Below are 20,454 nucleotides of genomic sequence, written 5' to 3'. Positions count from 1 at the left end.
GAATCAACCGCGCAGCTTGCGCATCAGGCTGACCATCTCGATCGCGCCCATCGCGGCGTCCGCACCCTTGTTGCCGGCCTTGGTGCCCGCGCGCTCGATCGCCTGCTCGATGGAGTCGGTGGTCAGCACGCCAAAGCTGATCGGCAGATCCTCAGCCATCTGCACCTGCGCCAAGCCTTTGGCCGCCTCGCCCGCGACGTAATCGAAATGCGGGGTCGAGCCCCGGATCACGCAGCCCAGCGCAATCACGCCATCGTACTGTCCTGAACGCGCCATGGCCTGCGCCGCCAGCGGCAACTCGTAGGCGCCCGGAACACGGGCGATGGTCATGTTCTTTTCCTGCGCGCCATGGCGCTTCAAGGTATCTACAGCCCCTTCGAGCAGGCGCTCCACGATCAGGCTGTTGAAACGCGCCAGCAGCAGGCCATAACGGTGATTGGCAACGTCGGTGAAGTCGCCTTCCAGGGTCTTGATGTCGTACATGGTATTATTCCGATTGAGACGGAGACGAGGCGACCTTTCGGGGCCGACCCGCGGGGCCGAGTTGCAAAGGCCGCCTAGTGTAGCACCGCGAACCCGCGCGGTAGAGCGCGCCCGCCCGAATCGCGCAGCGGGCCGCCTGCCATGGCGCTGACTGGCCCTGCATATGGCGCCGGTATTTTCAGTGGCCTCGGCCCGGAGTCCCGCTCGATCATCGCGGACCCTTCTTCATCGCTCGGTGGTTGACGGTCCCTTCGTTGGGTCACCTGCCTGTTCATGGCTGGTCCTGGTTCTGCATCCGGTGTTTACGTGCCTCCGGTCCGCATACTGCCGTGCGCTGACTCGCCAGCGCGCCCCGAGGCACTTTCTTGCTTGCCCAAGAAAGTGCCCAAAGAAGGGCACCCGGATTTCGCCCGGGAACCTCGCTCCGGACGCGCTGGGCCGGCGGCGCTGAACTCGCTGCGCTGCGCTTCGCTCAGACATCCAGCGCCTTCTCCCGGCCCATCACGCCCTCCACGAGGGGCTCCATACGGGAAGGGAAGGTCAAGACAGAGGGTATTCCGGCCCCACGACACCACAACAGGCATTGCTGCCCGAAAGCCCCCCGGCGCCCGCCCGCGGGCGCGGCACGCAACGGCCGCAGGCCGAGCGTGCCCAGGATGTCGGAACCGCCTGCCTCCAACCATTGGCAAGAACGTCGGGATCGCCGTTGTTTGGACCTACCCCCCGTTGTCGTCGCGCCGAGCGGAGAGGGTTTTCGCGGGACGATTCTAAATAGAAACGGGGGCGCTGGATGTCTGAGCGGAGCGCAGCGCAGCGAGTTCAGCGCCGCCCGCGAAAAGCCTCGGAGCGAGGGAAACCCCGGCCCGCGCAGCGGGCCGGGGTCGCGGCAGTCGGGCGTGTTTCTTGGGTACTTCTTTGCACGAGCAAAGAAGTACCTCGCGGCGCGCTGGCGAGTCAGCGCCAGGCAGTATGCGGACCGAAAGCACCGTAAACACGGAGCCCAATCCAGGACCAGCCACAACATGGCAGGCGGCCAGGCGCATGCGCGCCCGGGGGCTATTCGTGGACGTAGTCCACGACCTCCAGGCCGAAGCCGCCGAGGCCGTGGAAACGCTTGGGTGCGGACATTAGCTTCATGCGGCCAACGCCACAGTCGGCCAGGATCTGCGCCCCGATGCCGTACATACGCCATTCGGCGGAGTTCTCGCGCCCAGTGCGTTCTTCCTGCACCGGCGGCTGACCAATGGTCTCCAGCCGCTGGGCCAGAGCCTCCGCGCTTTCGTGCTTGCGCAGCACCACGACCACACCTTCACCCGCCTCGTCGATCCGGCGCAGGGCATCATCCAGCGGCCAGCCACGATCCGGCCCGGCATACCCCAGGGTGTCGTACAGCGTGCTTTCCAGATGCACGCGCACCAGGGTGTCCTTGTCCGGTTTCGGCTCACCACGCACCAAAGCGAAATGCAGCTCGTGGTCGACCTCGTCCTCGAAGGCCAGCAGCCGGAAGTCGCCAAACTCGGTGGGGAACGGACGCTCGGAGACCCGCCGCACGGTCTTCTCGTTCTCGATGCGGTAGCGGATCAGGTCTTCGATAGTCCCCATCTTGAGGTCATGCTCGGCACAGAAGCGTTCGAGATCCGAGCGGCGCGCCATACTGCCGTCCTCGTTCAGGATCTCGACGATGACCGCCGCCGGCTCGGCCCCGGCCAGGCGCGCCAAATCGCAGCCCGCCTCCGTATGGCCGGCGCGCACGATGACCCCACCTGGTTGCGCCATCAGCGGAAATACGTGACCCGGCTGAACGATATCCTCGGGGTTTGCGTTCGGTGCGACGGCCGTACGGATGGTATGCGCGCGGTCGTACGCCGAAATACCCGTGGTCACGCCCTCGGCGGCCTCGATGGACAGCGTGAAATTGGTGCCGTGCACATCATTCGTGTCGGTCACCATCAACGGCAGTGCCAACTGCTTGCAACGCTCGCGGGTCAGCGTCAGGCAGATCAGTCCGCGGCCGTACTTGGCCATGAAGTTGATATCTTCGGGCCGGGCGTGGGACGCCAGCATTAGCAGATCGCCCTCGTTCTCGCGGTCCTCGTCGTCGACGATGACCACCATGCGACCGGCCTGCAGTTCTTCCAAAATGGTTTCGGTATTGGAGAATTCCATAGATTCCTGCTTTCGGCTGCGCGGCTAGTCGCGCGGACCGGATTGATTGGGAAAGCCCTGCTCGGCCAGCCAGGCCTCGGACAGATCGGCCGCCCTGGCACCGGGCTCGGCCGCACGATCGCCCAGCATCAGTCGTTCCAGATAGCGTGCGATCAGGTCGACCTCCAGGTTGACCGGGCTCCCGACCGTATACACCGCAAAGCGGGTGAGCGACCAGGTGTGCGGGATGATATTCACCTCGAACTCGGCCCCGTCGACCCGATTCACCGTCAGGCTGGTGCCATCGATAGTGATCGAACCCTTGGCTGCAATGTAACGTGCCAGCGCCGCTGGCGCGCGGAATCGTACCCGCGTGGAGCGGGCATCCGGCTCCATCGTCACCACCTCGCCGACGCCGTCGACATGCCCGGACACCATGTGCCCGCCCAGGCGATCGCCCAACGCCAACGCCCGTTCGAGATTCACCCGATCTCCCGGGCCGAGATGTCCCAGCGTGGTCACATCCAGCGATTCACGCGAGACATCGGCGGCAAAGCCATCCGCGGCAAGATCCGTCACCGTAAGACAGACACCGTTGACGGCGATGGAGTCTCCCAGGCGGGTATCGGACAGGTCCATACCCGCCGCATTCACGTGCAGGCGCACATCCCCACTACTGGGGGTCAGGCGCTCCAGGCTGCCAAGGGTCTCGATGATTCCGGTAAACATGGATGTCCACTCGTTCGGATGCACCCGCAGGCTCAACGCCGGGCCGCAGGCGCCCCACTATAGGGAAACGCTAATAAATTCGCACCACGCCCCGCCCTTTTGCCCGGTTCTTGGTCGGAAAACCCTTATTCACCACGAAGCACACGAAGGCATGAAGAAGGGACAGGTCAAGGACGGTCTACAGGAAGATGGGAAGGCTGGAAGGATGATTGGGCTTGAAACGGAGTACACATCGGCCTCGCAGGGGCAGGCCATGACCACTCCCTATTTTCTTTACCGAAAGACCCTTCCTATCTTCCCATCTTCCTGTGAATCGCCTTTGACCTTCTTCGTGTCTTCGTGTGCTTCGTGGTGAAATCGGCTTTCAGGAACGTGGGTGGGCGCGGAGGCGGAGGGTTTCGCCGACCCAGCGGGAGTCGATGATCTCGAGTTCGGCGCGTTCGGACATCCGGGCCAGGGGCCACTCCACCAGGGGACGGGCACTGGAACCCATCAGCAGGGGCGCCTGGTAGATCAGCCACTCGTCGACCCAGCCGCCACGGGCCAGCGCCCCGGCCAGGCCGGGGCCGGATTCTACGTGGAGCTCATTGACCTCGGCACGCGCCAACTCCGCCAGCACCGCGCCGAGATCGAGCCCGCCCTCCGCCAATTCCTCCGCCAGCGGCACCGCTCGTACCTCGGCCCCCTTACCACGCAATGCGTCGGCGGTCGGTGAATCCACTACATCGTGGCCGGTGAGGATCCATACGGGCCCCTCGCGCAGGATCTGCGAACCCGGGGGGGTGCGCAGACGGGCATCCAGGATCACCCGCAGGGGCTGGCGACTGGGCAGATCGTGATAGCGCGGGTCATCCGGAAAACCGGCATGGGCTGCCAGGTCGAACGGCTTCATGCGCACATTCATACGCGGGTCGTCGCTGACTACGGTGCCACTGCCCGTCAGGATGGCCCCGGCACGTGCCCGCCATAGCTGGACATCACGCCGTGCGGCCTCGTCGGTGATCCACTGCGACTCGCCAGACGCCATTGCGGTTCGACCATCCAGGCTCGCGGCGAGCTTGACCCGCACCCAGGGCCGTCCCTGTTCCATACGGTGCACGAACCCCGGGTTCAGCGCTCGGGCTTCTGCCTCCAAAACGCCGTTCTCGACCTGGACACCAGCCGCTTCCAGCGCCTGAACACCACCCCCGCAGACCTTCGGGTTCGGGTCCTGCATCGCGATCACCACCCGCGCGACGCCCGCACGGATCAACGCCTCGGTGCACGGCGGGGTGCGCCCGTGATGACTGCAGGGCTCTAGCGTTACGTACACGGTCGCACCGCGCGCCTGCTCGCCTGCAACCTGCAGCGCGTTGACCTCCGCATGGGCCTCACCCGCCTGCCAATGCAGGCCGGTGCCCACCTCGTGGCCATCGCGCACGATCACGCAACCCACCCGTGGGTTTGGGTCAGCAGTGAAACGCCCGTGGTCCGCCAGTTCCAGGGCATGTGCCATGTAGCGGCGGTCGGCGATCGCCTGCTGGGTGGTGGGCGCCTCCATTACTTCCCCTCCTGCGAGCCGTCGTCCGCATCCGGGAGGGCTCGTCCCTTCACCGCCGGGTCCGGGACGGGTCCGGTTGCCTCCTCGTCGATCAGGCGCATCTGCGAGCGGCGCATCTCCGGGCTTAGGTCTTCTTCCAGCCGTTCGATGGCCTCGCGGAAAGACTGCACGCTGGCGAAACTGAGATAAATGGAGGCAAACCGGATATAGGCCACATGGTCGAGGCCATGCAAGGCCGCAAGCACCATTTCGCCAATCCGGTCCGACTTGACCTCGGGGGCCGTGAGGGCCGAGAGCTGACGCTTGATGTCGTCGATCACACGCTCGACATCATCGGTTTTCACCGGGCGCTTGTGCAGCGCCCGGCGCAGACCGCTGCGCAACTTTTCCTCGTCGAAGGCGACCCGTTCGCCGGAACGCTTGACCACCCGCGGCAGGCTGAACTCGGCGCGCTCGAAGGTGGTAAAGCGCGCACCGCAGGCGCGGCACTGGCGCCGCCGCCGGATCTGTTCCTGCTCCGGTCCGGCCACCCGCGAGTCGATCACGCGGGTGTCCTGGTCATGACAGGACGGACAGCGCATCGCGAGCCGTCAGCCCGGCGCTTCGACAGGCTTACTCGCTGACGCCGTAAACCGGGAAGCGCCGGCAGATCTCGACGACCTTGTCACGGGTCGCGTTGATCACCTGCTCGCTTTCGACGTCATCCAGCACGTCCGCAATCCAGCCGGCCAGCTCACGGGACTCGGCCTCGGTAAAGCCACGGGTCGTCAGCGCGGCGGTGCCGATGCGAATGCCGGAGGTGACAAACGGGGACTGCGGGTCGTTCGGCACCGCATTCTTGTTGACCGTGATGTTGGCGCGCCCCAAGGCGGCGTCCGCGGCCTTGCCGGTGATGCCCTTGGCGACCAGACTCAGCAGGAACAGATGGTTGTCGGTACCGCCGGAGACGATGTCGAAACCGCGCTCGACCAGCACTTCGGCCATCGCGCGGGCGTTGGCGATCACCTGCTTCTGGTAGGTCTTGAATTCCGGCTCCAGGGCTTCTTTGAACGCCACCGCCTTGCCGGCGATCACGTGCATCAGCGGACCGCCCTGGGTGCCGGGGAAGATCAGCGACTGGAACTTCTTGTTCAGCTCCGGCTGACCCTTGGTGATGATGAAGCCGCCACGCGGCCCGCGCAGGGACTTGTGCGTGGTGGAGGTGACCACGTGAGCGTGGTCGATCGGGTTCGGGTACTCGCCCGCAGCGATCAGTCCGGAGACGTGGGCCATGTCCACCATCAGGTAGGCGCCCACGGAATCGGCGATCTCGCGGAAGCGCTTCCAATCCACCACACGCGAATAGGCGGAGAAGCCGGCGACGATCATCTTCGGCTGGTGCTCGGTGGCCAGGCGCTGGACCTCGTCGTAGTCGATCAGCCCTTCGTCAGTGATGCCGTACTGCACCGCGTTGTAGATCTTGCCGGAGAAGTTCGGCTTGGCACCGTGAGTCAGGTGACCACCGGCGTCCAGGCTCATGCCGAGCACGGTGTCGTGCGGCTGCAGCAGGGCCATGTAGACGGCCGCGTTGGCCTGCGAGCCGGAGTGAGGCTGCACATTGGCGTAGTCGGCACCGTACAGCTCTTTGAGGCGGTCAATAGCCAGCTGCTCGACCACGTCGACGTGCTCACAACCACCGTAGTAACGCTTGCCCGGGTAGCCCTCGGCGTACTTGTTAGTCAGCACCGAACCCTGTGCCTCCATCACGCGCGGGCTGGTGTAGTTCTCCGACGCGATCAGCTCGATGTGCTCTTCCTGGCGCTGCGCTTCCTTGCTGATAGCGCCCCAGAGTTCGTCGTCGTAGCCGTGGATGCTCATGTTGATCGAAAACATTCGGTTCTCCCGTTCAAGCGTTGGATTCTGCGGATTTCGGCGCGCCAATCGTCGGGGAGACGCTGATCAACTTACCTCGCCAAGCTTAGTCATCGAGCAAGTATTCACTCGGGCGAGGAGGTGCAAGTTGATCGGCGTCGCCCTGGGGGCACGGCCGTCAAAAAGGCCGCTAAGCATACGCCATCCGGCCCCTCTTTTCAGGCCGCACCGCGCCAGAAGGCACGCCCTGCCCGTGCTCAAGCCGAACGCGAGCGCCTGGATTTCGAAGTGAAATCAGTGACTTTCTCGACTACAGCCCCCTCCCTGCACAACCTCCTATATCCGGACGGCCGGAAAGGTCAGGCCGGCCCCTCAATGCGGTGTACATCGACCTCGTGACGGGTCGGGTATACCGGCAGGCCGAACTGGTTGTAGATCGCCACATCTGTCGCGTCACGCCCGTAACCGACAACGACATAGCCGCCGCGCAGTTCGGGCTGTGTCGGATCGAAGGTATACCAGCGCCCCCCGACAAAGGCCTCGAACCAGGCATGCATATCCATCGGCTGCAGCCCGTGCAGATACCCGACCACCAGGCGTGCCGGGATGCTGAGACTGCGGCAAAGCGCGATGCCGAGATGCGCCAGATCGCGGCACACGCCACTCCCGCGCTGGTTGACCTCCACCGCCGAGATCGGGATGTCACTGGTGCCCGGCAGATACTCGATCCGCTCGCGCAGCCACTGCTCGATCGCGGCCACCTGATCGTAGCCCAGCCACTGGCCGGCGGTAATCTCGGTTGCCATCAGGTTGAAGCGATCCGACTCACAGAACCGACTGGGCAGGAGATATCCCAGCACGGCATCTGGCAGGGATTGCACCTCGACAAACGGCGCACCAGGCGCCCGGTCCAGGGCATCCGCCGTCTGCACCTCCGCGGCGGTATGGATGGAGAACGGACCCGGCGGCGCGATCAGGCGCTGACAAAGATTGCCGTAGATATCCACGAACTCGGAGATCGGGGCGCTCGGCACCAGGCGATACTCCTCGCGAGCAATCCATTGCAGCGGGCCGCTGCGCGGTCGCAGCATCAGCACAAACGGCGTGGGCGCGACGATCTCGAACTCGAAGTCACAGCGGGTCTCGAGCCACATAAGCGGGGCCTCTTTGGGTGAACCGCACACACTACGCCCTACCCCGCAGCCGAGCGACCCCTTTGACGCCCGTTCGGGAAGTCCCGAACGGTGTACATTGCCTCGCGATTCCCTAAACTTCCGAAACGACCCCTGTTGCCCGGAGCACGTATGCGAGCATCCCCTGACCGCTGCGCACCGACACGTCACCCCCGCCGATGGGCCGGCGGCCTGCTGGTGCTCGGACTGCTGCTGATCGCGCCACTGGCCCAGGCGGAACAGCGCTTCATCAACATCGGCACCGGCGGGGTCACCGGCGTCTATTACCCGGCTGGGCAACACCTGTGCCGGCTGTTCAACACCCGCCGCGACAGCCACGGGATGCGTTGCACTGCGGAGAGCACCGGCGGCTCGGTATTCAACCTCAACATGGTGCGCTCGGGGGACATGGACTTCGGCGTGGCCCAGTCCGACCTGCAATATCACGCCTATCATGGCAGCCGCCGCTTCGAGGACTTCGGTCCCGCGGACCACCTGCGTGCCATGTTCAGCCTGCATCCGGAGCCGCTGACCCTGGTGGTCCGCCCCGATGCGGATATCGCGGGCATCGACGACCTCCCCGGCAAGCGCGTCAACATCGGCAACCCCGGCTCCGGCCAGCGCACGCTGATGGAGGAGCTGATGGAGGAACTGGGCTGGGACCATGACACCTTCCGTCGGGTCAGCGAACTGCCCTCGCGCGAGCAAGCCCAGGCCCTTTGCGACAACCGCATCGACGCCTTCGTGTTCTCGGTGGGGCACCCCTCCGCGGCCATCCAGGAACCCATCGCCACCTGTGACGCTCGCCTGGTCTCCATCGAGGGCCCGGCCATAGAGGCCCTGATCGACTCCACCCCCTACTACCTCACAGCCGTAATCCCGGCCGACACCTACCCCGGCCAGGACGAGGACGTCCACACCTACGGTGTCGGGGCCACCCTAGTGACCTCCAGCCGCACATCCGACACCGCCGCCTATGAGCTGACCCGTGCGGTGTTCGAGAACTTCGACACGTTTCGCGGCCTGCACCCGGCCTTTAGCGCGCTCGAACGCGAAGGGATGGTGGACGAGGGTCTGTCCGCGCCGATGCACCCCGGTGCCCGGCGCTACTTCCGTGAGGCAGGGCTGATCAATGACTGATACCCGCACAGTGAATCCCGGCACCCCGGACCAAGAGGCGGTCGCCGAACTCGAGTCCGGCTGGCGTCACCCCGGTCGTGCCACCCGCAGCCTGATCTGGATCACGGCGGTGGCCTGGTCGCTGTTCCAGATCTGGATTGCCGCGCCGATCGCGGACTGGTTCGACCTGTTCACCGTGTCCGAGACCGAGGCGCGGTCGATCCATCTGGCCTTCGCGATCTTCCTCGGCTACCTGCTCTTTCCGGCAGTGCGGGCCACCGCCCGGGGCACGGGCTGGCAACACGCCTTCGGCATCCTCTACGCCCTCGGCGGGCTTGCGCTGATCGCACTGGGTCTGTGGCAGTTCCTCGGCCTGGAACGTTTGGGCGAGGTCTACCTCGCGCTCGGCATCGCCCTGGTTGTGGTCGCCTGGCCGCTGCTGCGCGGGAACGACCCCGTCCATCGCGTGCCGCTGGGCGACTGGGTATTCGCGGTGGTCGCCGCCTTTAGCGCGCTCTACCTGTACCTGTTCCACGAGGCCCTGGCGGCCCGACCCGGCGCGCCCACGGAACTGGACCTGATCATGGCCGGGATCGGGCTGATCCTGCTGCTGGAGGCCACCCGCCGGGTGCTCGGCCCGGCCCTGACCATCATCGCCGCGATCTTCCTGTTCTACACCTTTGCCGGGCCACTGATGCCGGACCTGATCGCCCACCGTGGCGCCAGCTATCCGCGTGCAATGGCCCAGCAGTGGCTTTCCAACGAAGGCGTGTTCGGGATCGCGCTGGGGGTCTCCACCAGCTTCGTGTTCCTGTTTGTGCTGTTTGGCGCGTTGCTGGAACGCGCCGGGGCTGGCGACTACTTCATACGCGTGGCCTTCTCCCTGCTGGGTCATATGCGCGGCGGCCCGGCCAAGGCCGCGGTGATGGCCTCGGGGATGACCGGCGTGGTCTCCGGCTCGTCGATCGCCAACGTGGTCACCACCGGGACCTTCACCGTGCCGCTAATGAAGCGCGTCGGCTTCGCCCCGCACAAGGCCGGCGCGGTGGAGGTGGCCAGCTCGGTCAACGGCCAGCTGATGCCGCCGGTGATGGGCGCCGCCGCCTTCCTGATGGTCGAATACGTCGGCATCCCCTATGTCGAGGTGCTCAAGCACGCGATCCTGCCGGCACTGATCGCCTATATCGCACTGATCTACATCGTGCACCTGGAGGCCTGCAAGAACGGCATGGAAGGCCTGAAGCGCGCCACCGTCACCACCTGGCGCGGGCGCCTGATCAGCTTCGGTCTGACCGTCTCCAGCCTGATCATCCTGGCCGGAGCAGTGTACTGGGGACTGGGCTGGATCAAGACCGTCGCCGGAGATGCCGCCGCGTGGATCATCGCCGCGCTGCTGCTGTTCACCTACCTGGTACTGGTCTGGATCGTGGCCCGGGAACCGGAACCCGAGGCGCTGGATACCGAGCAACCCTTGCCGCGTGTCGCTCCCACGGTTCTGAGCGGCCTGCACTACCTGCTGCCGCTGGTGGTGCTGGTCTGGGCGCTGGTCGTGGAACGCCTGTCGCCGGGGTTGGCGGCATTCTGGGCGGTGGCCTTCATGATCTTCATCGTGCTGACCCAGCGCCCGCTGGTGGCACTGTTTCGGCGTCAGGGCCGTCTGCTCCAGGCGACCTGGGTCGGGGTCTGGGAGCTGTTCCAGGGGTTCGAGACCGGGGCACGCAACATGATCGGGATCGGCCTGGCCACCGCCGCGGCCGGGATCATCGTCGGGACGGTTGCGATGACCGGAGTCGGGCTGGTCCTGACCGATCTAGTGGACACCCTCTCCGGCGGTAACCTGCTGCTCGTGCTGGTGCTGACCGCGCTGATCAGCCTGGTGCTCGGGCTCGGTCTGCCAACCACCGCGAACTACATCATCGTCGCCACCCTGATGGCGCCGATCATCGTCGATCTGGGCGCCCAGCACGACATCCTGATCCCGCTGATCGCGGCCCACCTGTTCGTGTTCTATTTCGGCATCATGGCGGACGTCACGCCACCGGTAGGGTTGGCCTCATTCGCCGGCGCGGCGATCGCCAAGGCCGACCCAATCCGTACCGGGATCCAGGCCTTCGCCTACAGCCTGCGCACCATTGCGCTGCCGTTCTTCTTCATCTTCAACAGCCAGCTGCTGTTGATCGGCGTGGACAACGTATTCCAGCTGGCACTGGTGTTCTTCGCCTCGCTGGCCGGCATCCTCGCCTTTACCGCGGCCACCCAGGGCTGGTTCCTGACTCGCAGCCGCTACTGGGAGTCCGCCGCGCTACTGGTGGTCGCCTTCGTGCTACTAGTCCCCACGGTCCTGATGGACCGCATCGCCGCGCCCTATCAACACCAGCCGCCGGAGACTCTGCTGGAGGTTGTGGAGACCATCCCGGATCGTGACTCGCTGCGCGTGGAGGCCACCGGCATCGATCTGGAAGGGCGCGAGATTACCCGCACCGTTATGTTCCCGCTGGGCGATCCCGAACTCGCCCCACGCGAACGCCTGGCGGATGCCGGACTGGATGTGCGCTTCGACCCCGACGCACAGAAGGCGCAGATTCAGACGGTTGCTTTCGGCAGCCCGGCCGGCCGCGTAGGCTTGGAGGGTGGCTGGTCCATCACCGGCGTGCTGGTGCCGACCGACCGTCCGAGCCCCTACTGGTTCTATCTACCGGCTCTGGCCCTTGGACTGCTCGTGGCCTGGAACCAGCGGCGGCGGGCGCCGCCGTCGGGGCCGGGGCCCAGCGCGGATGCGCCCGCCCTGTCGGCATGACCGCAACGCGGAGGAGCAAGACATGGAACAACCCATCTACGGCTTCAATATAATCGTGAAGGGCGATATCGATCAGGTGATCGAGCGCACCACGGCCGCCCTCGGCGAGGAAGGCTTCGGCATCCTCAGCGATATCGACGTAGCCGCGGCCTTCAAGAAGAAACTGGACCTCGATCATCGGGCCTACCGCATCCTCGGCGCCTGCAACCCGAACCTGGCCCGCCAGGCGATCGAGGCGGATCCGAACATCGGGCTGCTGCTGCCCTGCAACGTGCTGGTGCAGGACAACGAGAACGGCAGCTGCACGGTCGGGTTTATGGACCCCGTTGCGGTGATGGGCCTGGTCGACAAGCCCGGCGTCGAGGACCTGGCCAACGATGTGCGCCATCGCCTTGAGCGCGTCCGCCTGACCCTGGAGACCGGCTAACCCCGGCCACGATTCCACGCGATGCCATCCGATCACGACCAGTCCGCAACGCTGGCCGAGCGTATCCGCTCGGCCGCCAGCGCCGGGCATCGACTCGCTCTCGTCGGGGGCGGCAGCCAGCGTGACCTGTCCTTCCCCGAAGGCTTCGAGGCGGATGTGCAACGTCTGGAGATCAGCGGCCACCATGGCATCGTCCATCTCGCCCCCAGCGAACTGGTCGTCACCGTTCGAGCGGGGACTCCCGTCAGCGAGTTACAGGCCGCACTCGACGCGGTCGACATGATGCTCCCCTTCGAGCCCGCCATGCCCACCCCCTCGAGCACCGTGGGGGGCATGGTGGCGCTTGGACTATCCGGCCCACGGCGGCCCTGGACGGCCTCATTGCGCGATGCTCTGCTCGGCATCCGCATCGTCAACGGACAGGGCGAGATCCTGCGCTTTGGTGGTGAGGTCATGAAGAACGTTGCCGGCTTCGATGTCTCGCGCCTGATGGCCGGCAGCCTGGGGGGACTGGGCCTGATCCTGGAGGCCAGCTTCAAGCTCCTCCCCGCCCCGCCCTATCAGGCATGGCTGCGTCAGACGACCCCCGCCGACGCATTCATTGAGCAGGCCCGCGACTGGGGCCGAACCGCCCTGCCATTCTCCGGGCTGGCCTGGGCCAACGGGGTCACGCACATCCGGCTGGGCGGCGGTCAGGAGGCCGTGCAGGAGGCCGCCGAGCGCCTGGGAGCAGAACCGGATACGGAAGGCCCCGCGTTCTGGGCCGGGCTGCGCGACCGGCACCTGCCCTTTTTCACAAGCACCCTGGTTCCGGGAAAACGCCTGTGGCGGCTGAGCCTGCCACCGGCCACCCCGCCCCTGGGCCTACCCGGCGAGTGGCTGTTGAACTGGGGTGGCGGCGAACGCTGGCTGCGCTCCGAGGCCACCCCGGAGGCCGTCCGTGCGGCCGTCGAGGCAGCGGGCGGGCACGCACGGCTATGGGCCGGCAATCCATCCGGCGCGGCCTGGCTACACCCCCGCCCCCCGGCCCATGCACGGCTGGAGGGCCAGGTCCGCGCGGCACTGGATCCGGACGGCGTATTCTATGCCCCGCTGGTCACGCCGCCCACGCTCACCGACCGGGCAGGCTGATCGAATGGAAACCCGCCTCCACGAACGCTTCAAGGACGACCCCGCCGCCCGCATCGCGGAAGATGCCCTGCGTGCCTGCGTCCACTGCGGCTTCTGCAACGCGACCTGCCCCACTTACCAGGAACAGGGCGACGAGCTGGATGGCCCGCGCGGACGTATCTACCAGATCAAGCAGGTCCTGGAGAGCGGCGAGGCGGATGTCACCACGCGTACCCATCTGGATCGCTGCCTGACCTGCCTCAACTGCATGACCACCTGTCCCTCTGGCGTGGACTACAACCACCTGGTCGCGTTTGGCCGCGAGGTCATCGAGGAAGACCTCCAGCGCCCCTGGCGCGAACGCCTGCTGCGCAGCCTGCTGGTGCGGACCCTGCCCGCACGCTGGCCGTTCCGTATGGCCCTCGGGCTGGGGCGTCTCGCGCGGCCGGCCCTCCCCCGAGCGCTGCGTCGCCGCGTACCCGAGCGACACCGGCCACGAGAGACCAATCCGGATGCCGGAACACACAGACCCAAGGGCTTCCCCCACGGGCGCGTCCTACTGCTGGGTGGCTGCGTGCACGATGTGATCGACGCCCGCATCAATGCCGCGCTCCGCCAGTTGCTGGGGCGCCTCGGCATCGAGGTGGTCGAGGCCGGCGCGGCCCGCTGCTGCGGCGCGGTGGAACACCACCTGGCGTTCGAGGAGCGCACCCGCCAACGGGTCCGAGCCAATCTGGATGCCTGGGAACCGCTGCTCGAGGATGGCGTGGACGCCGTCGTCAGCACCGCCAGCGGCTGCGGCGTGATGCTGCGCGACTATGGACATCTGCTGGCCGAAGACCCTGCGTATGCCGAACCCGCCACCCGCCTTGCGGCACTGGTGCGGGACCCGGTTGAACTGTTCGACACCGAGACCATCCGCCGCATCGGCATCCGGGCGCCCGCGGACCACCCATCCATCGTCTGGCACGCCCCTTGTACCCTGCAACATGGCCAGGGGCTTGCGGGTCGCGTGGAACCCCTGTTGCAGGCCGCCGGCTTCCATCTGCTTCCGGTCTCCGAACCGCACCTTTGTTGCGGCTCGGCCGGCACCTATTCGATCCTCCAGCCGGAAATGGCGGGCCGGCTGCGCCAGCGCAAACTGGACCACCTCGAGTCCGCGCGCCCTGCACGCATCGTCACCGCGAACATCGGCTGCCAGACGCATTTGCAGTCCGGGACCGAGACGCCGGTCGAGCACTGGCTCACACTGCTCGAACGTCACTGCCCCGCAACTCCCGCCAGTGCGTAGGGGCGCTTGCCCGCGCCCGGACAGCGATCTAGATTCCCTCTTTTCCAATCCGGTAGACGCATCCATGCAGGCAAAATCCTTTCTCCCCCCGCAGCGCACCCTGATGGGCCCTGGCCCCTCCGATGTGAACCCGCGTGTTCTGAGCGCGATGAGCCGCCCGATCATCGGCCACCTGGACCCGGTCTTCGTCGGCATGATGGAGGAGATGAAGGGCCTGCTGCAGTACGCCTTTCAGACCAACAACGCGCTGACCCTGCCGGTCTCCGCCCCCGGCTCCGCCGGCATGGAAACCTGTTTCGTCAACCTGGTCGAACCGGGTGACAAGGTCATCGTCTGCATCAACGGCGTGTTCGGCACGCGCATGAAGGAGAACGTCGAGCGCTGTGGCGCCACTGCCGTGGTGGTGGAGGACGACTGGGGCGCGCCGGTCTCCCCGCAGAAGGTCGAGGACGCGCTGAAGGGCAACCCGGATGCGAAGGTCCTGGCCTTCGTCCACGCCGAGACCTCCACCGGCGCACGTTCGGATGTCGAGACCCTCTGCAAGCTCGCACAGGACCACGACTGCCTGACCATCGTCGACTCCGTGACCGGCCTCGCCGGTAGCCCGCTGTACGTCGACGACTGGGGCGTGGACGCGATCTACTCCGGCTCGCAGAAGTGCCTGTCCTGCACCCCCGGTCTGTCGCCGGTCAGCTTCAGCGAGCGCGCGGTGGAGCGCATTCAGGCGCGCAGCCACAAGGTCCAGAGCTGGTTCCTCGACCTGAACCTGGTCATGGGCTACTGGGGCGGGGGCGGCAAACGCGCCTACCACCACACCGCCCCGATCAATGCCCTCTACGCGCTGCACGAATCGCTGGTGATCCTGGCCGAGGAAGGCCTGGAGAACAGCTGGTCACGCCACAACCAGCACCACGACGCACTGGGTGCCGGCCTCGAGGCCATGGGCCTCAGTTTCCTGGTGGATGCCGAGCATCGTCTGCCACAGCTGAACGCGGTGCACGTGCCGGAAGGCGTGGACGAGGCCGCAGTGCGCGGCGAACTCCTGCAGCGCTACGGCCTGGAGATCGGTGCGGGTCTTGGCCCGTACGCCGGCAAGGTCTGGCGCATCGGCCTGATGGGCTATGGCGCGAACGAGAAGAACGTACTGCTGTGTCTATCCGCACTGGAGGCCGTGCTGGCCGACATGGGCGCGGTAACCCCGGGCCGGGCCATGCCCGCCGCTCGGGCCGCCTACGCGCAGCAGGGCTGAATCCACCGATCACCGGTAGTCGCCACGCCTGTGGGCGCTGGCGGCTCCTCGAGACCCAACGAGAGGCGCACCATGACGCTAAGTGAACTGCTGCAGTACCTGGACGAACACATGGACGGCGTGTTCCTGGACGGAGACCCCGCCGCGTCACTGGAGAAGGCGCGCAGCGGCGAACACCGCAACCCCATTGCGGCCGAGGTTCTGGTCGCCCTGATGGACGGCGCAGGTTCCGACAGCCCAGACGCCACCATGGAACGCGCCGAAGCGGTGAAGTCCATCGGCCCGACCCGACTGAAGTACATGGGCGACGACGCCCCGGTCGAGGGCTTCCGCCTGGTGGAAAAGACCATCGTCACCATCGACGCCGCCTACAACGAAGAGGCCCTCGCCTCGCGCGGCTAACCCCCCCACCATCTCCAATGAATGTCATTCCGGAAACCGTGTAGCGGTTATCCGGGATCGGGTTGCTTGTATCCGGGATGTTCACGGAGATCCCGGCCGCCGCGCGGCGGCCGGGATGACTGCATGAAGGCGGTTGCGCCCCGGCCGAGCTGACGTCGAGACCGATGGCGGTTTGGCTCAGAACAGGCTGACCACTCCCAGGACAGCGGCGGCCATCGAGGCCCCGATTAGCGCACCCATCGCAACGTCGCTCGGATAATGCAGCGCCAGGACCAGCCGCGAGGCGGCGACCAGTAGCGCGAACGGCACGACCAGCCAGCCCCAGACTGGCAACCAGGCCACCAGGATCACACTAAAGCCCACCGCATGCATGGTGTGTCCGGAGGGGAAGCTGAACTCGTCCAGGGGCGCAACTGTACGCGCGAAGGGCCGATCACGGTGGCAGGGGCGGCGCCGGCTGGTGCGCCGCTTGAGCCATTTGTACACCGGCAGCGAGGCCAGCCCCACTACCGCCATCTGCAGGCTCACCCAGGCCGCCTCCGGTCCGTGGATCACGGGCAGCGCGAGCATCAACGCGTACCACAATACCCCGTCGCCCAGGCGACTGACCGCACCGAAGAAGCGGCTGATGGCCCGGCGGCGGTTGTAATGATTGAACTGCTGGCAGACCGCCAGCTCCAGCTCATCCATCCATTGCAGGACTCGCATCGCGCGCCTCCTTGAGGATGTCCATACAAACCGTTTCGAACTGCGCGACCACCTCGACCCAGTCGAGACCCCGGGCACGGGTCCGGGCATACCGTCCCATCTCGTCCCAAGCCTCCGGGGCCTGGGCGAGTTCCGCCGCGGCGGTCACGAACGCGGCCGCGTCGGTATTGGGGTCACCGGTGTAGGGAACGCGCGCGCCACTGACACCACTGAGGACATGTTCATGCGCCGCGGCAGTGTCAAAGGCCAGCACCGGAAGCCCGCTGGCCATGGCTTCGATCACCACGTTGCCAAAGGTCTCCGAGGTAGACGGAAACAGGAACAGATCCGCGCTGGCGTAATGTTGGGCCAGGGCCTGCCCAACCTGTTGCCCGGTAAAGATCAGGTCCGGATGGGCGCGCTGCAGTGCCACCCGCGACGGACCGTCGCCCACGAGCACCAGGCGGGCATCCGGCAGGCGGTCCTGCAACGAACGGAAGGCCTCCACCACCAAATCCAGATTCTTCTCCGGCGCGAGGCGGCCCACGTACAACACGATCGGCCCCGCACCCCCTGCACGCCATTGCTTGTGCAGACGCGAGGAACGTCGCGCCGGACTGAAGCGCCGGGTATCCACACCTCTTGCCATCACCCGCACCCGTTCGAAACCGTACTCGGCAAGATGGGTCGCCAGCACCTGCGTGGGCGCCAGGGTGACATCACAGCGATTATGGAAGCGCCGCAGAACGGCCCGCACCAGAGGCGTCAGCCAACCCACGCCGTAGTAGCGGGCATACCCGTCAAAATGGGTGTGAAATCCCGAGGCGACCGGAATCCCGAGTCGGCGCGCGACCCGCAAGGCCGAATGGCCAAGAGGGCCTTCGGTTGCGATATACACCGCATCGGGCCGGTCCTCGGTCCACCACGCCTTCAGGCGCCGCCCGGCCGGAAGCCCCAGACGCAACCCGCTGTAGCCCGGAAGCGGCAGACCCGGGAGGGCCCGCTCATCCATGGGCGCGTCCAGCTCCGCTGGATCCACGACAATGACTTGCGGGTTACCCGGCTGGTGCGGCCGCAGCACCTGCACATGGTGACCGCGGCCGCGCATACCCTCGACGAGACGTGCGAGGGTATGCGCAACACCGTTCACCTCCGGCGGCCAGGTTTCGGTCACCAGAGCGACTTTGAGGTAAATGCGGGAGGGGCGGCGGGATTCCGTGTTCGGCTGTGACGACATGATGATCCCCGCCCCGGTCGCCGCTACGAGGCGCGGCGCGTTTGGCGTCCTGAAGGCGGGTCGACCGGAAGGCCCAACGTACCGACGATGGCATTGCGGGCCCCTTCAGCAAGGTCGCGCCGCTCCTGATCAGCGGTTTCCATCGGCGCCAGGAAGTGCAGTGTCACCGGCGTCTCACGGCGGCACAGCAGCTTCCAGACGCTCACCACCAGACGATCATCATCGGCATAGGATGCAGGCACCTGACCGCTGGGCGCGCGCTCGTAGTCCAGCGCCACCGGCTGCACTGGATGTCCACTTCCCGTGACCGCTGCAAACAGACGGGGGTGAAAGCGGCGCACGAACTCCCCACGACTGGTCGTCCCTTCGGGAAACACGACGAAATGGCGCCCATCATCGAGCCCCTGGCGCATGGCCTCGACATGGGCTGAGGCCTGATGAGCGCCACGCTCGATGAAACGGGTATCGTGCTGACGCGCCAACCAGCCGATGATCGGCCAGCGCGCGATCTCGGCCTTCGACAGGAAGCACGGGTCGACGGTAGACCCGATCAGCGGGATATCCAGCCAAGAGACATGGTTGGCCACCACCAGCGATGGGCGGGGCGGCAATTCGCCCTCGACGCGCACGCGGACTCCGGCGATCCACAGGGCGCGGTCATACCAGGCCCGACGCACCCGGCTGCGCTGCTCGAAGTCGTCGCCCCGGCGCGCCATTCGCCAGGTCAACCAGATCGCACTCAGCATGTGCAACGCGATACGCATCAGCCTAGCCAGTGCCCGCAGTGTTCCGATCATGCTCCGTTCCTCGGCTTACCGGCGCCGTAGCGCCCATGAAGTGCCGATGGTAACGGTCCGGCATGGTGCGCACATCCAGCAGAATGAGCACGTCGGCCACATTAAAGTCAGGATCAAAGCACGCCTCCCCGCACACGCGGGCCCCGAGACGCAGATAGGCCTTCAGCAATGGCGGCATGCCGGTGCGGCTGGGTGTGCCATGGCAGATGGTCAGGGAATTGGGCAGCGGTCGACGCGGTGTTACCCGCAGGCGTGACGGGGCCCGGTGAAACAGGCGCAACCAAGCCAGCTGAGACGGCGTCTGCTCGCTCAGTGGCAGACTCGCGCACCCGATCAAGTAGTCGTAGCGATGAGCGTTCATGAAGCGCGCCAACCCGGCCCACAGGGCATTGATCGCGGCGCCCTGGCGATGGCTCGACGCCACGCAGGTACGACCGATCTCGAGTGTCCGCCCCGGCAGATTCATCAGCGGTCCCAACTCGAACTCGGAGAGCGAGTAGAAGCCGCCAGCGGTGCTGGCGCTCTCTTCGGTCAGCAGGCGCGTGCAGGCCACGACATCGCCGGAATGGCGGTCGCGCACCAGGAGGTGATGGCAAAACGGGTCCAGCGGATCGCGATCCAGCCCCGTTTCGCCATCCGGGAGATTCGCACCCATCTCACCGGCAAAGACCTCGTGGCGCAGACGCTGGGCGGCTTCCAGGTCTGCGGGGCTGGAGGCCAGGTGGACACGGTAGGCACTTTCGGTGCCCGCGTCCGGGATCGGCGGGGCGAGATGCGGTGCGGTCATGGGGCGACCTCCGATTGAACTGTCCCGGAGACTACGCCGCCCGTTTGACCACCCCATGTAGAAATGATGACGACCGGATGAATCCTTCGTCCGATCGATGCCTGATGATCTTCACAACCAACGGCGGCACGGGCGCACTCATCGTCCCCGTGCCGCCGACAACACTATGGCAGCGGACCCGTATAGGCGCCGGACTCGACCGGCAGGTCTTCGCCTTCCCAGCTCTTGATGCCGCCCGCGATGTTGAACACCTGGGTGAAACCCATATCCTGCAAGCGCTGCACCGACATGGCCGCACGGCCACCGGTGGCGCACATCACGGCGACCGGCTTTTCGCGCGCATTCACCAGCGCGTCGATGCGGTGCGGGGTATTCGGATCGGCCGCGCCCTCGAGCAGACCACGCGGGACCAGGATGGAGTTCGGCACATGCATCTTTTCGTACTCGTAGGGCTCGCGCACGTCGACTACCAGCCAGTCCTCGCCGTGCTCCATCTTCTCGGCGAGGTCGTCCGGGGCGATCTCCTTCACGTTCTTCCGCGCCTCGGCGACGAAATCCATCAACTTCTTCTCGCTCATTCGAACCTTCCCTTCTGCAATAATCTGGATGTTTTTGTGGGAGCCTGCTTGCA

General features: G+C 66.1%; 20 protein-coding genes. 7 read left to right on the top strand and 13 right to left on the bottom strand.

Annotated features, from left to right (window positions below):
• Positions 1-3: 3 nt before the first annotated feature.
• The 8 genes from ribE to D002_RS0104450 form a co-directional block, all read right to left on the bottom strand.
• Positions 4-483 (bottom strand): 6,7-dimethyl-8-ribityllumazine synthase, encoded by a 480-nt coding sequence (gene ribE / locus D002_RS0104480; RefSeq protein WP_018140712.1) that lies wholly within the window; start codon positions 481-483, stop codon positions 4-6.
• 472 nt (positions 484-955) lie between these two features.
• Entirely contained in the window at positions 956-1,162 is a 207-nt protein-coding gene (locus D002_RS13830) for a hypothetical protein (protein WP_081610811.1), read from the bottom strand.
• A gap of 377 nt (positions 1,163-1,539) precedes the next feature.
• A complete protein-coding gene (gene ribBA, locus D002_RS0104475) occupies positions 1,540-2,649 on the bottom strand; it encodes a bifunctional 3,4-dihydroxy-2-butanone-4-phosphate synthase/GTP cyclohydrolase II (RefSeq protein WP_018140711.1) in 1,110 nt (369 codons plus the stop codon).
• Between the two features lie 24 nt (positions 2,650-2,673).
• Positions 2,674-3,357: a riboflavin synthase gene (locus tag D002_RS0104470; RefSeq protein WP_018140710.1), complete on the bottom strand. Its 684-nt coding sequence runs from the start codon at positions 3,355-3,357 to the stop codon at positions 2,674-2,676.
• Positions 3,358-3,721: 364 nt separating this feature from the next.
• On the bottom strand, positions 3,722-4,897 hold the full coding sequence (gene ribD, locus D002_RS0104465; protein WP_018140709.1) for a bifunctional diaminohydroxyphosphoribosylaminopyrimidine deaminase/5-amino-6-(5-phosphoribosylamino)uracil reductase RibD: 1,176 nt from the start codon (positions 4,895-4,897) through the stop codon (positions 3,722-3,724).
• Complete coding sequence (gene nrdR, locus D002_RS0104460) at positions 4,897-5,478, bottom strand: transcriptional regulator NrdR (RefSeq protein WP_018140708.1); 582 nt, start codon at positions 5,476-5,478, stop codon at positions 4,897-4,899. The genes ribD and nrdR overlap by 1 nt, the downstream gene beginning before the upstream one ends.
• 31 nt (positions 5,479-5,509) lie before the next feature.
• Positions 5,510-6,769 carry a serine hydroxymethyltransferase gene (gene glyA, locus D002_RS0104455; protein WP_018140707.1) on the bottom strand — a complete coding sequence of 420 codons (1,260 nt, stop codon included), beginning with the start codon at positions 6,767-6,769 and terminating at the stop codon, positions 5,510-5,512.
• A gap of 338 nt (positions 6,770-7,107) precedes the next feature.
• Complete coding sequence (locus D002_RS0104450; protein ID WP_018140706.1) at positions 7,108-7,902, bottom strand: transglutaminase family protein; 795 nt, start codon at positions 7,900-7,902, stop codon at positions 7,108-7,110.
• Between the two features lie 150 nt (positions 7,903-8,052).
• Here D002_RS0104450 and D002_RS0104445 point away from each other — a divergent pair, with 150 nt between their 5' ends.
• The 7 genes from D002_RS0104445 (at position 8,053) to D002_RS0104415 (ending at position 16,315) form a co-directional block, all read left to right on the top strand.
• Positions 8,053-9,060 (top strand): TAXI family TRAP transporter solute-binding subunit, encoded by a 1,008-nt coding sequence (locus D002_RS0104445; RefSeq protein WP_018140705.1) that lies wholly within the window; start codon positions 8,053-8,055, stop codon positions 9,058-9,060.
• Positions 9,053-11,836 (top strand): TRAP transporter permease, encoded by a 2,784-nt coding sequence (locus D002_RS0104440; protein ID WP_018874882.1) that lies wholly within the window; start codon positions 9,053-9,055, stop codon positions 11,834-11,836. The genes D002_RS0104445 and D002_RS0104440 overlap by 8 nt, the downstream gene beginning before the upstream one ends.
• Before the next feature lie 22 nt (positions 11,837-11,858).
• Positions 11,859-12,263 (top strand): DUF302 domain-containing protein, encoded by a 405-nt coding sequence (locus tag D002_RS0104435; protein WP_018140703.1) that lies wholly within the window; start codon positions 11,859-11,861, stop codon positions 12,261-12,263.
• A gap of 21 nt (positions 12,264-12,284) precedes the next feature.
• On the top strand, positions 12,285-13,394 hold the full coding sequence (glcE, locus tag D002_RS0104430) for a glycolate oxidase subunit GlcE (RefSeq protein WP_018140702.1): 1,110 nt from the start codon (positions 12,285-12,287) through the stop codon (positions 13,392-13,394).
• Positions 13,395-13,398: 4 nt separating this feature from the next.
• Positions 13,399-14,664, top strand: coding sequence for a glycolate oxidase subunit GlcF (gene glcF, locus D002_RS0104425; RefSeq protein WP_018140701.1), 1,266 nt, complete (start codon positions 13,399-13,401; stop codon positions 14,662-14,664).
• A gap of 64 nt (positions 14,665-14,728) precedes the next feature.
• Positions 14,729-15,913 (top strand): alanine--glyoxylate aminotransferase family protein, encoded by a 1,185-nt coding sequence (locus D002_RS0104420; protein WP_018140700.1) that lies wholly within the window; start codon positions 14,729-14,731, stop codon positions 15,911-15,913.
• Positions 15,914-15,985: 72 nt separating this feature from the next.
• Positions 15,986-16,315 carry a hypothetical protein gene (locus tag D002_RS0104415; protein WP_018140699.1) on the top strand — a complete coding sequence of 110 codons (330 nt, stop codon included), beginning with the start codon at positions 15,986-15,988 and terminating at the stop codon, positions 16,313-16,315.
• A 177-nt stretch (positions 16,316-16,492) separates the two neighbouring features.
• On the opposite strand, the gene D002_RS0104410 is transcribed toward D002_RS0104415, so the two are convergent.
• From D002_RS0104410 to D002_RS0104390, 5 genes are all read right to left on the bottom strand, one after another.
• On the bottom strand, positions 16,493-17,023 hold the full coding sequence (locus D002_RS0104410) for a phosphatase PAP2 family protein (protein ID WP_026181519.1): 531 nt from the start codon (positions 17,021-17,023) through the stop codon (positions 16,493-16,495).
• Positions 16,998-18,239, bottom strand: coding sequence for a glycosyltransferase family 1 protein (locus D002_RS0104405; RefSeq protein ID WP_018140697.1), 1,242 nt, complete (start codon positions 18,237-18,239; stop codon positions 16,998-17,000). Before D002_RS0104405 ends, D002_RS0104410 begins: the two co-directional genes overlap by 26 nt.
• Before the next feature lie 23 nt (positions 18,240-18,262).
• A complete protein-coding gene (locus tag D002_RS0104400; protein WP_018140696.1) occupies positions 18,263-19,003 on the bottom strand; it encodes a 1-acyl-sn-glycerol-3-phosphate acyltransferase in 741 nt (246 codons plus the stop codon).
• A 4-nt stretch (positions 19,004-19,007) separates the two neighbouring features.
• Entirely contained in the window at positions 19,008-19,823 is an 816-nt protein-coding gene (locus D002_RS0104395; protein ID WP_018140695.1) for a GNAT family N-acetyltransferase, read from the bottom strand.
• Positions 19,824-19,987: 164 nt separating this feature from the next.
• The gene (locus tag D002_RS0104390) at positions 19,988-20,401 is read right to left on the bottom strand and encodes a rhodanese-like domain-containing protein (RefSeq protein WP_018140694.1); all 414 of its coding nucleotides are present in this window, start codon (positions 20,399-20,401) and stop codon (positions 19,988-19,990) included.
• Positions 20,402-20,454: the final 53 nt, after the last annotated feature.

Origin of the sequence: Thioalkalivibrio sp. ALJ7 (assembly GCF_000376865.1) — a bacterium.
Classification (GTDB): Bacteria; Pseudomonadota; Gammaproteobacteria; order Ectothiorhodospirales; family Ectothiorhodospiraceae; genus Thioalkalivibrio.
Note: the sequence above shows the minus strand (reverse complement) of the source record. Positions and strands in the feature narration are given on the sequence as shown.

Excerpts from the sequence above, each read along its gene's own strand:
- ribD (WP_018140709.1), bottom strand. The coding sequence starts at position 4,897 with ATGGAGGCGCCCACCACCCAGCAGGCGATCGCCGACCGCCGCTACATG.
- D002_RS0104415 (WP_018140699.1), top strand. The coding sequence starts at position 15,986 with ATGACGCTAAGTGAACTGCTGCAGTACCTGGACGAACACATGGACGGC.
- D002_RS0104390 (WP_018140694.1), bottom strand. The coding sequence starts at position 20,401 with ATGAGCGAGAAGAAGTTGATGGATTTCGTCGCCGAGGCGCGGAAGAAC.
- D002_RS0104445 (WP_018140705.1), top strand. The coding sequence starts at position 8,053 with ATGCGAGCATCCCCTGACCGCTGCGCACCGACACGTCACCCCCGCCGA.
- D002_RS0104405 (WP_018140697.1), bottom strand. The coding sequence starts at position 18,239 with ATGTCGTCACAGCCGAACACGGAATCCCGCCGCCCCTCCCGCATTTAC.
- glyA (WP_018140707.1), bottom strand. The coding sequence starts at position 6,769 with ATGTTTTCGATCAACATGAGCATCCACGGCTACGACGACGAACTCTGG.
- D002_RS0104410 (WP_026181519.1), bottom strand. The coding sequence starts at position 17,023 with ATGCGAGTCCTGCAATGGATGGATGAGCTGGAGCTGGCGGTCTGCCAG.
- nrdR (WP_018140708.1), bottom strand. The coding sequence starts at position 5,478 with ATGCGCTGTCCGTCCTGTCATGACCAGGACACCCGCGTGATCGACTCG.
- D002_RS0104400 (WP_018140696.1), bottom strand. The coding sequence starts at position 19,003 with ATGCGTATCGCGTTGCACATGCTGAGTGCGATCTGGTTGACCTGGCGA.
- ribBA (WP_018140711.1), bottom strand. The coding sequence starts at position 2,649 with ATGGAATTCTCCAATACCGAAACCATTTTGGAAGAACTGCAGGCCGGT.
- D002_RS0104395 (WP_018140695.1), bottom strand. The coding sequence starts at position 19,823 with ATGACCGCACCGCATCTCGCCCCGCCGATCCCGGACGCGGGCACCGAA.
- D002_RS0104435 (WP_018140703.1), top strand. The coding sequence starts at position 11,859 with ATGGAACAACCCATCTACGGCTTCAATATAATCGTGAAGGGCGATATC.
- glcE (WP_018140702.1), top strand. The coding sequence starts at position 12,285 with ATGCCATCCGATCACGACCAGTCCGCAACGCTGGCCGAGCGTATCCGC.
- D002_RS0104440 (WP_018874882.1), top strand. The coding sequence starts at position 9,053 with ATGACTGATACCCGCACAGTGAATCCCGGCACCCCGGACCAAGAGGCG.
- D002_RS0104470 (WP_018140710.1), bottom strand. The coding sequence starts at position 3,357 with ATGTTTACCGGAATCATCGAGACCCTTGGCAGCCTGGAGCGCCTGACC.
- ribE (WP_018140712.1), bottom strand. The coding sequence starts at position 483 with ATGTACGACATCAAGACCCTGGAAGGCGACTTCACCGACGTTGCCAAT.
- D002_RS0104450 (WP_018140706.1), bottom strand. The coding sequence starts at position 7,902 with ATGTGGCTCGAGACCCGCTGTGACTTCGAGTTCGAGATCGTCGCGCCC.
- glcF (WP_018140701.1), top strand. The coding sequence starts at position 13,399 with ATGGAAACCCGCCTCCACGAACGCTTCAAGGACGACCCCGCCGCCCGC.
- D002_RS0104420 (WP_018140700.1), top strand. The coding sequence starts at position 14,729 with ATGCAGGCAAAATCCTTTCTCCCCCCGCAGCGCACCCTGATGGGCCCT.